Origin of the sequence: Xanthobacter luteus, from assembly GCF_040049235.1 — a bacterium.
In the GTDB taxonomy this organism is placed as follows: Bacteria; Pseudomonadota; Alphaproteobacteria; order Rhizobiales; family Xanthobacteraceae; genus Xanthobacter.
In genome coordinates, this window is the sequence record NZ_JBDZDO010000002.1 from 481,823 (window position 1) to 495,384 (window position 13,562).

12 protein-coding genes are annotated in these 13,562 nt (G+C 69.4%); 11 read left to right on the forward strand and 1 reads right to left on the reverse strand.

Annotated elements, in window-relative coordinates; translation table 11 throughout:
• Nucleotides 1-52: 52 nt before the first annotated feature.
• Nucleotides 53-970 (forward strand): LysR substrate-binding domain-containing protein, encoded by a 918-nt coding sequence (locus ABLE88_RS10770; RefSeq protein WP_348831578.1) that lies wholly within the window; start codon nucleotides 53-55, stop codon nucleotides 968-970.
• A 42-nt stretch (nucleotides 971-1,012) separates the two neighbouring features.
• Here ABLE88_RS10770 and ABLE88_RS10775 read toward each other — a convergent pair whose 3' ends face one another.
• Nucleotides 1,013-1,972 carry a LysR family transcriptional regulator gene (locus tag ABLE88_RS10775; protein ID WP_348831579.1) on the reverse strand — a complete coding sequence of 320 codons (960 nt, stop codon included), beginning with the start codon at nucleotides 1,970-1,972 and terminating at the stop codon, nucleotides 1,013-1,015.
• A 297-nt stretch (nucleotides 1,973-2,269) separates the two neighbouring features.
• Here ABLE88_RS10775 and ABLE88_RS10780 point away from each other — a divergent pair, with 297 nt between their 5' ends.
• The 10 genes from ABLE88_RS10780 (at nucleotide 2,270) to ABLE88_RS10825 (ending at nucleotide 13,525) form a co-directional block, all read left to right on the forward strand.
• Nucleotides 2,270-3,460 (forward strand): ABC transporter substrate-binding protein, encoded by a 1,191-nt coding sequence (locus tag ABLE88_RS10780; protein ID WP_510182884.1) that lies wholly within the window; start codon nucleotides 2,270-2,272, stop codon nucleotides 3,458-3,460.
• A 104-nt stretch (nucleotides 3,461-3,564) separates the two neighbouring features.
• Nucleotides 3,565-4,440 carry a branched-chain amino acid ABC transporter permease gene (locus tag ABLE88_RS10785; RefSeq protein ID WP_348831581.1) on the forward strand — a complete coding sequence of 292 codons (876 nt, stop codon included), beginning with the start codon at nucleotides 3,565-3,567 and terminating at the stop codon, nucleotides 4,438-4,440.
• Complete coding sequence (locus tag ABLE88_RS10790) at nucleotides 4,437-6,233, forward strand: branched-chain amino acid ABC transporter ATP-binding protein/permease (RefSeq protein ID WP_348831582.1); 1,797 nt, start codon at nucleotides 4,437-4,439, stop codon at nucleotides 6,231-6,233. Before ABLE88_RS10785 ends, ABLE88_RS10790 begins: the two co-directional genes overlap by 4 nt.
• A gap of 62 nt (nucleotides 6,234-6,295) precedes the next feature.
• Nucleotides 6,296-7,003 carry an ABC transporter ATP-binding protein gene (locus tag ABLE88_RS10795; RefSeq protein WP_510182888.1) on the forward strand — a complete coding sequence of 236 codons (708 nt, stop codon included), beginning with the start codon at nucleotides 6,296-6,298 and terminating at the stop codon, nucleotides 7,001-7,003.
• Between the two features lie 45 nt (nucleotides 7,004-7,048).
• A complete protein-coding gene (locus ABLE88_RS10800) occupies nucleotides 7,049-7,744 on the forward strand; it encodes a cyclase family protein (RefSeq protein ID WP_348831586.1) in 696 nt (231 codons plus the stop codon).
• Between the two features lie 86 nt (nucleotides 7,745-7,830).
• Nucleotides 7,831-9,237 (forward strand): amidase family protein, encoded by a 1,407-nt coding sequence (locus ABLE88_RS10805; RefSeq protein ID WP_348831587.1) that lies wholly within the window; start codon nucleotides 7,831-7,833, stop codon nucleotides 9,235-9,237.
• A gap of 131 nt (nucleotides 9,238-9,368) precedes the next feature.
• Nucleotides 9,369-9,725, forward strand: coding sequence for a hypothetical protein (locus ABLE88_RS10810; protein WP_348831588.1), 357 nt, complete (start codon nucleotides 9,369-9,371; stop codon nucleotides 9,723-9,725).
• A gap of 45 nt (nucleotides 9,726-9,770) precedes the next feature.
• Nucleotides 9,771-11,978, forward strand: coding sequence for a TonB-dependent siderophore receptor (locus ABLE88_RS10815; RefSeq protein WP_348831589.1), 2,208 nt, complete (start codon nucleotides 9,771-9,773; stop codon nucleotides 11,976-11,978).
• Between the two features lie 8 nt (nucleotides 11,979-11,986).
• Nucleotides 11,987-12,859, forward strand: coding sequence for a DJ-1/PfpI family protein (locus tag ABLE88_RS10820; RefSeq protein ID WP_510182885.1), 873 nt, complete (start codon nucleotides 11,987-11,989; stop codon nucleotides 12,857-12,859).
• A 168-nt stretch (nucleotides 12,860-13,027) separates the two neighbouring features.
• Complete coding sequence (locus ABLE88_RS10825; protein ID WP_510182886.1) at nucleotides 13,028-13,525, forward strand: copper chaperone PCu(A)C; 498 nt, start codon at nucleotides 13,028-13,030, stop codon at nucleotides 13,523-13,525.
• The last annotated feature ends 37 nt before the right edge of the window (nucleotides 13,526-13,562 follow it).

Sequence of the window (13,562 nt, forward strand, 5' to 3'; positions counted from 1 at the left end):
GGCGGACGAATACGTCCAATATATCGTTAGACTAGATTGATATGAAATTGGTATGGATCTGCGGCAGCTGCGCTATTTCCTGGCCGTGGCCGAGGAGCTGTCCTTCACCCGGGCGGCGGAACGGCTCCACATCTCCCAGCCGCCGCTGTCCCAGCAGATCGCGCAGCTCGAGGCGGAGCTCGACACCAGGCTCTTCACCCGCACCAGCCGGCGCGTGGAGCTGACCGCCGCGGGGTTGGCGCTGAGGGTCCAGGCGCGCGCCCTCGTCGATCAGGCCGAGCGGGCGCGCCAGCAGGTGCGGGCGATCGGCGCCGGGCGCTCGGGCAAGATCGAGATCGGCGCCACCGGCACGATCCTGCGCGGCGGCCTCGCCGGCTGGCTCGCCGCCTATCGCCGCCACGCCCCGCAGGTGCGCACGGTGATCTACGAGCAGGCGCCCGCGCTCCAGGTGCAGGGCGTGCTGGAGCACCGCACCGACATCAGCTTCAACCGCTCGCGCGCCCAGCAGGAGGAGCTGGAGAGCACGCTCGCCTGGCACGAGGGCATCTCGGTGATCCTGCCGAAGCGCCACCGCCTGGCGCGCCGCCGGCAGGTGGCGCTGACCGACCTCGCCGAGGACGAGCACGTGATGCTGCACCCGGATTCTTCCGAGTTCGCGCGCTATCTCGGCCAAAGCTGCGTCGAGGCGGGGTTCCTGCCGAAGGTCTCGCAGCAGGTGGTGGACAGCCAGTCGATCCCGAGCCTGATCGCGGCCGGGTTCGGGGTCTCGCTGGTGCCGGCCTCCACCGAGGCCTTCACCAGCGCCGACGTGGTGTTCCGCCCGGTGGCGCCGAAGCTGGTGGCGGACGTCTACATGATCTACCGGCGCCACGAGCCGTCGCCCGCGGTGCACGAATTCCTGCGCTGGCGCCGCGCCATGGCGGAGGCTGAGGCGCTGGCGGTGGGCGGGTCGTCCGGACACGGGGGATGACGGCCTGGCCACGCCGCCATCTGCGGGGGGCTGCCGCGGCGTTCAGCGGGCGAGGGCGCGGGGCTCGGCGCGGGTCTTCTCTCCGGTGAGCTTGGCGCGCCATTCGCCGCGCTCCACCATGGCGGCGATCACGTCGGCCATCACCTCGGCGACGGCCTCGGCGCCGCTCGGGTTCATGGTGCGCTGGGAGACCACCACGGAGAGCCGCCAGGAGGGCGTCGGGTCGACGATCGGCACCGCCACCATCTCGCCGCGCGCCATCTCGTCGAGAAAGGCGAAGTGGGGCATCACGCCGAGCGCGCGGCCCGAGCGCACCAGGCGCGAGATGGTGGGCAGGCTGTCGCACGCCATGGCGGCGGGCACCACGTCGTGGCGCGCGGCGAACTGCTCGATCACCGTGCGCATGACGTTGGGCGCGCCGGGCAGCACCACGGGCAGATCGAACATCTCGCGGAACGGCACCGCCTTCGCCCGCGCCAGCGGGTGGCCCGGCGGCACGAACAGCATCAGGTCCTCCACCATCATCTCGGTCCAGGCCACGTGCTCGAACGCCTTGTGGTCGTAGAGCAGAGCGACATCGAGCCGGCCGTGCTGGAGGAAGTCGTCCAGATAGCCGGTCATGGCCTCCACCACATGCAGCGTGATGTGGGGCTGGCGCTCGGCCAGCGCCGAGATCAGCGGCAGGCCGAGCCCGCGGCAGGCGGAGGTGGGCAGGCCCACCGAGACCTTCCCCGAGGGATTGCGCGAGCGGGAGCGCACCACGTCCTTGGCCCGGTCCACCTCCTGGAGGATGCGGCGGGCGTGGTCGTAGAGCTGCTGGCCGAGCTCGGTGGGGGTGACGCCGCGGGCGTGGCGCAGCAGCAGGTCCACCCCGAGCTCCTCCTCGAGGTTCTTCATCTGCTGGCTGAGGGAGGGCTGGGCCACCCGGAGGATCTCGGCGGCGCGCGAGAAATTCCCGCTCTCGGCGATCTGAACGAAGTATTTGAGCTGCCGAATTTCCATGACCCGTCCTTCCGGCGAAGAACGTTCGCCGGATCCCGAGCGATTGTCAAACTGCATGATAAGGCGTCATATGCCTAAACTATGGGCATTCAATGGGATAAATTTCATAATTTTCAATATGTTAATGCGGTCGACGTACAATTGGTATTGCCTATTGTCTAGTTTCATAGGCGTTTCCGATAGCTCTGATTGGAAATTAATCTTTGTCGATCGTCGCGCCGTCCTTCTAGCTTTCCCTGCACGTGATTTCGGGTGTTCTCACCCAACTCATCCTGTAGACGACAGGAGAAACAAAACATGCTTCCAGAGAATATGTTGCGCAGCCGGCTCCTGGCTGCAACGCTGGCGCTCGGCCTGTCGGCCACCGGCGCCCTCGCCCAGCAGGAGCCCTGCATCGGCAATTCCGTGGCCGTCACCGGCCCGGCCGCGTTCTCGGGCCAGGCGATCAAGCTCGGCGCCGAGATCGCCATCGACGAGATCAACGCCGCGGGCGGCGTGCTCGGCAAGAAGCTCAAGCTGATCCAGTACGACGACGCCGGCGCCCCGCCGCGCGGCGTCGACAACACCCGCCGCATCGCGCTCGCCGACAAGTGCATCGCCGTGCTCGGCGGCTTCCACTCCACCGTGGCGCTCGCCCAGGTGGACCCGATCCACGAGATCGGCATCCCCTACATGGGCGTGTGGGCGGCCAACACCAAGGCGATCGAGAACGGGCGCGATCCGAACTTCATGTTCCGCATCTCGGCCAAGGACAAGTGGGTGGCCCGCTTCCTGGTGGACGAGGCGCTCAAGGTCTCGAAGAGCGGCAAGATCGCCTTCTTCTACGAGAATACCGGCTGGGGCAACGGCGCCCTGCCGGACGTGAAGGCCGCGCTCGCCGCCAAGGGCAAGGAACTGGTGGCCGCCGAGACCTTCAACTGGAACGACCAGGACATGACGCCCCAGGTCATCCGCGCCCGCGACGCGGGGGCGGACGTGGCGATCTTCTGGGCCATCGACCGCGAGGGCAACCAGATCCTGCGCTCCATGGACAAAGCGGGCTGGAAGCCCACCATCATCGGCGCCTGGGGCATCTCCGGAAATCTCGGCGAGCTCGCCGGGCCGATGGCCAACGGCGTGCGGGTGATGCAGACCTATTCGTTCCAGACCGCGCAGAGCGAGACCGGCAAGAAGGTGCTCGCCGCCATCGAGGCCAAGACCGGCATCAAGGACCCGAAGGACATCAAGGCCGCCTCCGGCATCGCCGACGCCTACGATGCGGTCTACCTGCTGGCGGACGCCATCAAGATCGCCGGCGCCTACGACTGGAAGAAGGTGCAGGCGGCGCTCTACCAGGTGAGCCGCGACGGCCTGGTCGCGCCCTACAAGCCGGCCTTCGACAAGAAGGACCCCGAGCGCCAGGACGCCTTGCTGCCCAACTATTACCTGCTCACCGTGTGGCACGACGGCAAGCTGATCCCCTTCAAGGGCTCGCCCTACGACAAGTGAGCGCGCGGGGGACGGGCGGCGCGCCCGTCCCCCGCCGCTCGACCACCCTTCGCCTGCATCTGTCGCCCCTTGCGGGCACCCCCTGATCGGACGGGCCATCCACCATGAGCACGGTGGTGCAATATATTCTCTCGGGCCTCGCCATCGGCGGCATCTACGCCTTGGTGGCGCTCGGCTTCCACATCATGTGGTCGTCCGCCAAGGCGGTGAACTTCGCCCATGGCGACACGCTGATGATCGGCGGCCTGCTGGCGGTCTATTTCCTCGCCGCCGGCCTGCCGCTGGCGCTCGCCTGCCTCGCCGCGGTGCTGGTCGGCGGCGTGTTCGGCGTGGTGCTGGAGCGCGTGGCGGTGCGCCCGTTCCTCGGCCAGCAAGGCTCGGTGGGCTGGATGCTCACCACCATCGCCATCGGCATCATGGTGGAGAGCGTCGCCACCATCCAGACCCAGGGCTATGCCCTGCCGCTGCCTTCGCCCGGCATCGCCTCGTCGATCCAGATCCTCGGCGCCGGCGTCTATCCGCAGGAGCTGGTGATCCCGCTGGTGGCGCTCGTCGCCATGGTGGGGCTGCGCGCGCTCCAGCGCCACACGCTGATCGGCCGCGCCATGCGCGCCGTCGCCCACAATGGCAGCGCCGCCGCCCTCATGGGCATCAATGTCAATGCGGTGGTGGCCTTCTCGTTCGCCCTCGCCGGCCTGCTCGGCGCCGCCGCCGGCGTGCTCGTTGCCCCCGTGGTCCAGGCCTCGTCCACCATGGGCGTGCTGCCGGGCCTGAAGGGCTTCGCGGTCGCCATCATCGGCGGCATCACCTCGGCGCCGGGCGTGGTGCTCACCGGGCTCGCTTATGGCGTCATGGAGAAGTTCGTCGAGGGCTACATCTCCACCGCCGCGCGGGAGATCGTCGGCTTCTCGGTGATGATCCTGACGCTGCTCGCCTTCCCGCAGGGCCTGTTCGGCAAGCGCGAGGTGATGAAGGTATGAGGCACCTCACCTCCCTCGGCTTCCTCGCGCTCGCGGCGATCCTCGCCGCCGTGCCGCTGGCGTCCGGCAACGAGTACGAGCTGCGCCTGTTCATGCTGTTCCTCATCTACGGCATCATCGCCGTGGGGCTGAACGTGCTGGTGGGCCTGACCGGCCTCGTCTCGCTCGGTCAGGCGGGCCTGTTCGCGCTCGGCGCCTATGCCGGGGCCATCGTCGCCATCCGCCTCGGCTTCGACATGGTCTCGGCGGCGCTGCTGGCGGCGGTCGTCGCCGGCTTCTTCGGCGTGCTGCTGGCCTATCCGACGGTCCGGGTGCGCGGCGTCTATCTGGCGGTGGTCACCATCGCCTTCGGCCTGATCGTCGAGAACGTCGCCATCGAGTGGCAGTCCATGACCGGCGGCACCACCGGCATCACCTCAATCCCGGCGCCGAACCTGTTCGGCCTGCGCCTGTCGGGCTACGCCTATTACAGCCTGCTGGCGGTGGTGCTGTTCCTCGCCACCCTCGCCGCGCACAATCTGAAGATCTCCCGGTACGGCCGGGCGATGCTGGCGGTCTCCCAGAGCGAGATCGCCGCCCGCGCGCTGGGCGTGGACGCGACCGGCCTGCGCACCCTCGCCTTCGTCGCCGCGGCGGTGACGGCGGGGCTCGCCGGCACCTTCTACGCCTTCCTCAATTCCTATATCTCGCCCGACATCTTCACCTTCTCGGACAGCGTGCGCTTCCTTCTGATGGTGATCCTCGGCGGGGCGGCCTCCACCTTCGGGCCACTCCTCGGCGCCTATATCCTCACCTATCTGCCGGAATACCTGCAGCAGTTCGCGGTCTGGCAGAAGTTCGCCTACGGCGCGCTGCTGCTGATCGTGATGTTCGTGATGCCGCGCGGCATCATGGGCTCGCTCGCTTTGGGGCTGAAGCGGCTGCGGCCCGGCCCGCGCGCGGTCGACCCCAAGCAGGGCATCCCGGCGGCGGAGACGCTGAAGCGCGACGCGCGCGAGCAGCGCTCCGAGCTCGTCGCCCGCGACCTCACGGTGCGCTTCGGCGGCCTCACCGCGCTCAACAAGGCTTCGCTGCGCGTCAAGCCGGGCGAGGTGCACGCCTTGATCGGCCCGAACGGCGCCGGCAAGTCCACCTTCGTCAACACCATCTCCGGCTTCTACCGGCCGAGCGAAGGCGCGTTCGAGATCGACGGGGTCCAGCTCGCCGGCAAGCGCTCGCACGAGATCGCCCGCCTCGGCCTCGCCCGCACGTTCCAGAACACCGAGCTGTTCGGCGAGCTGACGGTGCTCGAGAACGTCATGGTCGGCTACCAGCAGCGCCTCGCTTACGGCCTCGGCGCCGCGCTCCTGCGCACCCCGGCGATGCGGCGGCAGGAGGAGGAGTGCCGGCGCGCCGCCATCGGCCTGCTCGCCTTCGTGGACCTGCACGATTATGCCAACGAGGAGGCGCGCTTCCTGCCCTTCGGCCTGCAGCGGCGGCTCGAGATCGCCCGCGCGCTGGCGTCGCGGCCGCGTTTGCTGCTGCTCGACGAGCCCGCCGCCGGCCTCACCACCCAGGAGATCGACGCGCTCGAGGAGATGATCCGCCGCATCGCCGGCCTCGGCGTCTCGGTGCTGCTGATCGAGCACCATGTGGAGCTGATCATGGCGGTGGCCGACACCGTCACCGTCCTTGATTACGGGCAGATCATCGCCTCCGACACGCCGGCCGTGGTGCAGGACGACCCGCGCGTCATCGAGGCCTATTTCGGCACCGCGCTGGAGCCTGCCGACGCGGCGGAGGCCACGCCATGACCCGCCCTGACACCCCCGTCCCCGCCGCCGGCGAGGCCGAGATCCTGCTCGACATCAAGTCCATGGAGCTGCGCTACGGCGCGGCGGTGGCGGTGCGTGACGTCTCGCTCACCGTGCGCCGGGGCGAATTGGTGGCGGTCATCGGCAACAACGGCGCCGGCAAGTCGTCCACCATGAAGGGCGCCACCGGCCTCGTCGCCCCGTCCGGCGGCCAGGTGCTGTTCCGCGGCGCCGACACCACCCGCCTGCCGGCCTATGCCAAGGTGGCGCGCGGCCTCGTCATGGTGCCCGAGGGGCGGATGATCTTCCCCGACCTGAGCGTGGAGGACAACCTCACCCTCGGCGCCTATGTCCATGGCGGGCTCAAGGGCGCGCGGGCGAAGCAGACCCTGGAGAAGGTGCTGGAGCTGTTCCCGCGCCTCAAGGAGCGCCTCGCCCAGCAGGCCGGCTCCATGTCCGGCGGCGAGCAGCAGATGCTCGCCATCGCCCGCGGCCTGATGGCCGAGCCGGAGCTGCTCGTCATCGACGAGCTCTCGCTCGGCCTGGCGCCCAAGATCGTTGACCAGCTCATGCGCGTGCTCGCCGACCTCAACAAGGCCGGGCTCACCATCCTCCTGGTGGAGCAGCTCGCCGCCTACGCCCTCGCCATCGCCGACCATGCCTACGTGATCGCCAACGGCCGGGTGGCGCGGCAGGGGCCGAGCGCGGCGCTGGCGCGCGACCCGGAGGTGATGGAGGCGTTTCTCGGCAAGAAGAAGCCGGCGGCCTGATCCGACCCGTTCCCAGCAAAAGTGTAGAAACGTCAAGGAGACGTCATGTCCAAAATCATCGATCTGAGCCTTCTCATCGAAGACAACATGCCGGCCCACAAGCTGTTCCAGCGGCCGGTCATCACCACCCATCTGAGCCATGAGAGCTCGAAGGCGTTCGGCCTCGGTGTGGAGGGCGACGCCATGACCTTCCAGACCAACTTCATCGCCATGCTCGATCATGTGGGCACCCACGTGGACGCGTTCCGCCACGTGAAGCCCGACGGCGCGCCCATCGACGAGATGCCGCTCGATCTGTTCATGGGCAAGGCGGTGTGCTTCGACCTGCGCCACATCCCGGACCTCGGCGACATCACCGCCGAGGACATGGACAAGGCCGAGGCCGCCGCCGGCGTGAAGGTGGACGGCCACATCGTGCTGCTGTGCACCGGCTTCCACGCCCGCAACTACCCCACCCTCGATTCGGTGTGGAAGAACCCGCTGCTCACGGTGGAGGCCACCAAGTGGCTGCACGCGCGCGGCTCGAAGATGCACGGCGTCGAGGGGCCCTCCACCGACAAGCCCACCGACAACATCTTCGCCCAGCACCGTTTGTGCCGCGAGCTCGGCATGAGTCACTGGGAGTGGCTGGTGAATCTCGAGGAGCTGATCGGCAAGGGCGAGTTCCAGTTCTTCGGCGCGCCGCTGAAGTTCAAGGGCGGCTCCGGCTCGCCGGTGCGCGCCTTCGCCATCCTGAACTGACGAATACGTCTCAAGCCCTGACCGAGACGTGTGGGAGCGCCGGACGGCCTCTGCCGGCCGTCCGGCGCCGCTCCCGGGAGAAAGCCATGTCCGCCGAGTTCGACACCATGAGCGCCGTCGCCCTGCGCGCCCTCGTGGCGCGGCGCGAGGTCTCCCCGGTGGAGCTGACGCGCCGCGCGCTCGACCGGGCGGCCGGGACGCAGGACAGCCTCAACGCCTTCTTCGTGATTCTGGAGGAGCAGGCGATGGCCGCCGCCCGCATCGCCGAGGACGCGGTGATGGCCGGCGCGCCGCTCGGCCTGCTGCACGGTTTGCCCTTCTCCGCCAAGGACCTGATGGCGGTGAAGGGGGTGCGCTATGCCTCCGGCTCGCGCGCCATGGCCGACAACGTCGCCGAGGTGGACGCCCCGGCGGTGGAGCGGGCGAAGGCGGCGGGCGCGATCCTGATCGGCAAGACCACCACCAGCGAGTTCGGCTGCAAGCCCATCGGCGACAGCCCGCTCACCGGCATCACCCGCAATCCCTGGAACCTCGCCATGACGCCGGGCGGCTCCAGCGCCGGCGCGGCGGCCTCGGTCGCCGCCGGCATCACGCCGTTCGCGCTCGGCACCGACGGCGGCGGCTCGATCCGCATTCCCTGCGCCTTCTCCGGATTGTCCGGCCTCAAGGGCCAGTTCGGCCGGGTGCCCGTGTGGCCCACCTCGGCGACGCCGACGCTCGCCCATGTGGGCCCCATCGCCCGCTCCATGGAGGATGCGGCGCTGCTGTTCAGCGCCGTCGCCGGGCACGACCGGCGTGACCCGTTCGGCGTCGCCGGCCCGGTGCCGGACGTGATGGGCGCGGCGCGGGCCGCGGTGGCGGGGATGCGCATCGCCTACAGCCCGACCTTCGGCTACGCCCGCCCGGAGGCGGAGGTGGTGGCGGCCACCGACCGGGCGGCCGAAACGTTCGCGGCGCTGGGCTGCCGGGTGGACCTCGTGGACCAGGTGTTCGACACCGATCCCGCCGATCTGTGGACCGCCGAATTCTATGCCGGGGTCGGCACGCGCCTGCGCGGCGTGCTGGAGAACCAGCGGGACCTGCTGGACCCCGCGGTGGCCGACATCCTCATGCCGGCGCTCTCGCAGGAAATGCGCTCTTATTATGCCAGCGTGTTCGAGCGCTACGCCTTGCGCGAGAAGATGCGGCAGTTCTTCGAGACCTATGATCTGCTGATCTCGCCGGTGCTGCCGGTGAGCGCGCTCGCCGCCGGGCGCGACCTTCCCGAGGGGCTGGAGGACCGCAACCTCGTGTCCTGGGTGTTCTACACCTATCCCTTCAACCTCACGGGCCAGCCGGCCGGGGCGGTGTGCGCGGGCCTGTCTGCGGCCGGCATGCCCATCGGCCTGCAGATCGTCGGCCGCTCCTATTGCGAAGACGACGTGGTGCGCGCGGCCTGCGCCTTCGAGCGCACCCTGCCGCCCGGCTACAACCGCCCGCCCGCCGTCGCGTGACAGGCACGGGCGCAGGCCGCAGGCGACGGCGTGACAGGGGCCTGATCTCACGTTAGTCTTTGGTTAATCGACAAGACCAACCAGGGCGGGCGGGCGTGGGCAGCCGGGGGCGGCAACGGCACTGGGGATGGATGCGGGGCGCGGTCGGCGTCGCGCTCGCCTATGCGCTCGTGTTCCAGCTCGTGTTCGCAGGGGCCCTCGCCGAGCGCATGGCGTTCGCGGACCCCGCCGGCGAAACGCTGTGCCTTGCGAGTGCGGACGGCGCGCCATCCGGCGGCGCCGAGAAGGGCCGCCCGGCGCATCTTGCCGTGTGCGCCGTCTGCGCCCTCGCGGCGCTGACGCCGCCGCTTCCCGAGCGCGCCGCCGCGGCGGCGGAGCCCGCCTTCCATCGCACCCGCGCGGGCGTGCCGCCGCGCGCGGACGCGGCTCGGCACGACCCCGCCCGGCACGACCCCCGCACGTCCCAAGGACCTCCTTTGAGCGCGTAACGGACCCCACGTCACCGACCCCGTTCCGCCTTCAGGAGAAGTTCCATGCCCCGCGTGCCTCGGCTCGTCTGGGCCGCCTCGGCATCGCTGATCGCGATGGCGCAGGCCGCCTCCGCGCAGTCGCCGACCCCGCTTCCGACCCTCGTCGTCCAGCCCGAATCCACCCCCGCCGAGGGCGCCGCCCAGGGCCCGCCGGTGGAACAGACCACCGCCGGCCCGGTCCAGGGCTACCGTGCGCTGACCGCGGCGAGCGCCACCCGCACCAACACCCCGATCGAGCAGATCCCGCAGTCGATCCAGGTCGTTCCGCGCTCGGTCATCGACGCCCAGGACGACCTCTCGGTCGCCGAGGCGGTGCGCAACGTCAGCGCCACCCAGGGCACCAACCCGGTCCAGACCCCGGCCTACAACACGGCCTATATCCGCGGCTTCCCGGCGGAATACTGGGTGGACGGGCTCACCACTTTCTACAATGGCGGCGACCGGGATTCGCTCGTCAATGTCGAGCGCATCGAGGTGCTCAAGGGGCCGAACGCCATCCTGTACGGCGGCGGCACCGGGGCGCCGCTCGGCGGCGTCATCAACCTGGTCTCCAAGCTGCCCACCGAGAAGGCCTTCGCCGAGCTCGGCTTCACCTTCGGCAGCTACCGGTATCTGCAGCCCTATTTCGATGTGAACACGCCGCTCACCCAGGACGGCACCGTGCTGTTCCGCTTCACCGGCGAATACACCTCGGCCGGCTCCTTCATCGACGTGCTGGATACCGACCGCTATTCGCTGAACCCGACGATCACCTTCACCAACAAGTCCGACACCACCTTGACCATCCAGGGCCGCTTCACCAGCTGGGAGCAGCAGGACTATCAGGGGCTGCCAGCCACCGGCACCGTCACCGGCGCGTTCCGGCTGAACCCGAACATGTTCATCGGCCCCGCCAGCCTGCCGGACTCCTATTCGCGGGTGGCGAGCGTCACGGCGAACTTCGAGCACCAGATCAACGAGATCTGGTCCACCAGCATCCAGGCGCGCATCTCCAACACCCAGTTCAAGGAGCTGGCGCAGAACTTCGTCGGGGCGAGCCTGTCGGGGGTCGATTTCACCGGCAACGCGCCGAGCTTCCCGCCGGCCTACTGGAACATGATCAACGTGTCGCTCTACCAGGAGCAGCAGGAGGCGACGGTGGTCGCCAACGCGCTCGCCGAGTTCACTGTCGGCCCCACCAAGAACAAGCTGCTGTTCGGCGCCGACTACAGCCGCGTCTCCGACGACGGCTACATGTATGGCAGCCTGCTCGACCTGTTCCTGCGCCCGCCGGTGAACTTCCTGGCGCCCATCTATCCGCCCTATGTCGAGCCGGGGCCGGGCCTGGGCAATGCCAACGTCATCTCCGACGCGCAGAACGTCTACGCGACCGCCGGCGCTTACGTGCAGCTCCAGACCACGGCGTGGGACCGGCTGCATCTGCTGGCCGGCCTCAGGCTCGCCAACATGCGCATCGAGAGCGTATCGCCGGCCTTCCAGTCCTCCTCAACCCTCGACACCACGCAGGCGCTGCCGCGCATCGGCGCGGTGGTGGACGTGCTCGAGGGCGTCTCGCTCTATGCCAGCTATTCGCAAGGGCTGAAGGCGAACCCGTTCACCATCTATCTCGGCCCGCCCAAGCCCGAGCATTCCGAGCAGACGGAAGCGGGCGTCAAGTTCGACCTCGGCTACGGCCTGACCGGTTCCATGGCGGTGTTCGAGATCAACCGCACCGGCGTGCCGGTGTTCACCGGCCTCGCCTCCGAGGCGATCGGCGAGCAGCGCTCGCGCGGCTTCGAGGCGGACCTGCTGTGGCAGCCGAACGCCAATTGGCAGGTGCTGGCGAACTACGCCTATGTGGACGCGGTGCTGGTCAACGACATTCCCGGCGTCGCCCCGGCGGGCAGCCAGCTCAACATCGTGCCGCCGAATTCCGGCCGGCTCTGGGTGAACTACAAGTTCGATCCGGCGGTGGCCAAGGGCTGGAGCGTCGGCGCCGGCCTCTATGCCGCCTCGGGCGCCTATGTGGACCTCGCCAACCTCTACGAGACCTCGGCCTATTTCACCATCGACGCCAAGATCGCCTACGAGACCGAGAACTTCAAAGCCCAGCTGACGGCCAAGAACCTGACCGGCGAGGACTATTTCGTGCCCTACAACTATTATGGCGGCCGCGTCGCGCCCGGCGAGGCGCGCGGCGTCTACGGCAAGGTCGCCTGGACCTTCCGGTGAGGCGCGAAATGCCAATTCCCCCGCTCCTCTCGCGGCGCGACCTCGCGCTCGCGGGGCTCGCAAGCCCGCTCCTCGGCCCGCTGGCGGCCGGGGCCGTTCTGGCGCAGGCGCCCGGCGCCCTCGATCCCGCCGCCGCCCCTGCCGCCGCGGCGGCGCACGACCTGTCCGCCATGCCGGCCCACTGGATGGGGGCCGAGAACATCGCCTTCCTGATCTATCCCCGGTTCACCGCCCTCGACATGGTGGGGCCGCATTACATGCTCACCAGCCTCATGGGGGCGACCACGCATGTGGTGGCGAAGACCAGGGACCCGGTCGCGAGCGACACCGGGCTCGTCTTCACGCCGTCCGCCAGTTTCGAGGACTGTCCGGCCGATCTCGACATCCTGTGCGTGCCCGGCGGCACCCTCGGCACGCTCGCCGCCATGGAGGACGACGCCACCCTGCGCTTCCTGAAGGCACGCGGGGCGCGGGCGAAATTCGTCACCTCGGTATGCACCGGCTCGCTGCTGCTCGGGGCGGCGGGGCTGCTTGAGGGCTACAAGGCGACCTCGCACTGGATGACCAAGCCGCTTCTGCCGGTGTTCGGCGCCGAGCCCGCCCCGGGGCGCATGGTGCGCGACCGCAACCGGATCACCGGCGGCGGCGTCACCGCCGGCATCGATTTCGGCCTGGCGCTGGTCGGCGCGCTGCGCGACCGCACCTATGCGGAAGGCGTGCAGCTGCTGGCCGAATACGCCCCCGAACCGCCCTTCGATGCCGGCACGCCGGAGCGCGCGCCCGCCGAGGTCAAGGCGATCCTCGACGCCATGATGGCGGATTTCATCGTTCAGGCGCGCCGCACCGGCACCGCCGCCTTCGCCCGCGCCCAGGCGCTGTGAGCCGGATGGCGCCGGCAGCCGCGTCACGCGCGCGCATCACGAAAGATTGCCTCGATGGCGCACGACGCGGGGCGTTGGTCGCCGGGCATCAAAGTCTTGCCAGACCGAGAGGCGAGCGCTCCTGCTCCGCCGACGTCTGGCGAGGAGCGTCCACTGAAGGAGTGTCCCATGTTCAAGGTCTTCGTATCCCGGCGTGGTCTCATGGTTGCGGCCGCCGCCGCGGTGGGGGCGGCGGCGCTCGCCGCGCCCATGGCGACGGCGCACGAGTTCAAGGCCGGCAGCATCGAGATCGAGCATCCCTGGTCCCGCGCGACGCCGGGCGGCGCCAAGGTCGCCGCGGGCTATCTGGTGCTCAAGAATGCCGGCGCCGCGGACCGGCTGGTGTCCGCCACGGCGCCGTTCGCGGGCCGGGTCGAGATCCACGAGATGGCGATGAAGGATGGCGTCATGACCATGCGTCCGCTGGCCGACGGCCTGGCGATTCCCGCCGGGGGCACCGTCGCGTTCAAGCCGGGCGGCTACCACATCATGTTCATGGACCTGAAGCAGCCGCTCAAGGAGGGCACGCTGGTCGACGGCACGCTGACCTTCGAGAAGGCGGGCACGGTGAAGGTCCAGTACAAGGTCGAGGCGGTGGGCGCCGGCGCCAGCGGCCACAAGCACTGAGAAGGCGCCGGCCCGGCGCGCCGCGCGGGCCGGCGCC

Excerpts from the sequence above, each read along its gene's own strand:
- ABLE88_RS10770 (WP_348831578.1), top strand. The coding sequence starts at position 53 with ATGGATCTGCGGCAGCTGCGCTATTTCCTGGCCGTGGCCGAGGAGCTG.
- ABLE88_RS10800 (WP_348831586.1), top strand. The coding sequence starts at position 7,049 with ATGTCCAAAATCATCGATCTGAGCCTTCTCATCGAAGACAACATGCCG.
- ABLE88_RS10795 (WP_510182888.1), top strand. The coding sequence starts at position 6,296 with ATGGAGCTGCGCTACGGCGCGGCGGTGGCGGTGCGTGACGTCTCGCTC.
- ABLE88_RS10825 (WP_510182886.1), top strand. The coding sequence starts at position 13,028 with ATGTTCAAGGTCTTCGTATCCCGGCGTGGTCTCATGGTTGCGGCCGCC.
- ABLE88_RS10820 (WP_510182885.1), top strand. The coding sequence starts at position 11,987 with ATGCCAATTCCCCCGCTCCTCTCGCGGCGCGACCTCGCGCTCGCGGGG.
- ABLE88_RS10805 (WP_348831587.1), top strand. The coding sequence starts at position 7,831 with ATGTCCGCCGAGTTCGACACCATGAGCGCCGTCGCCCTGCGCGCCCTC.
- ABLE88_RS10810 (WP_348831588.1), top strand. The coding sequence starts at position 9,369 with ATGCGGGGCGCGGTCGGCGTCGCGCTCGCCTATGCGCTCGTGTTCCAG.
- ABLE88_RS10815 (WP_348831589.1), top strand. The coding sequence starts at position 9,771 with ATGCCCCGCGTGCCTCGGCTCGTCTGGGCCGCCTCGGCATCGCTGATC.
- ABLE88_RS10780 (WP_510182884.1), top strand. The coding sequence starts at position 2,270 with ATGCTTCCAGAGAATATGTTGCGCAGCCGGCTCCTGGCTGCAACGCTG.
- ABLE88_RS10775 (WP_348831579.1), bottom strand. The coding sequence starts at position 1,972 with ATGGAAATTCGGCAGCTCAAATACTTCGTTCAGATCGCCGAGAGCGGG.
- ABLE88_RS10790 (WP_348831582.1), top strand. The coding sequence starts at position 4,437 with ATGAGGCACCTCACCTCCCTCGGCTTCCTCGCGCTCGCGGCGATCCTC.
- ABLE88_RS10785 (WP_348831581.1), top strand. The coding sequence starts at position 3,565 with ATGAGCACGGTGGTGCAATATATTCTCTCGGGCCTCGCCATCGGCGGC.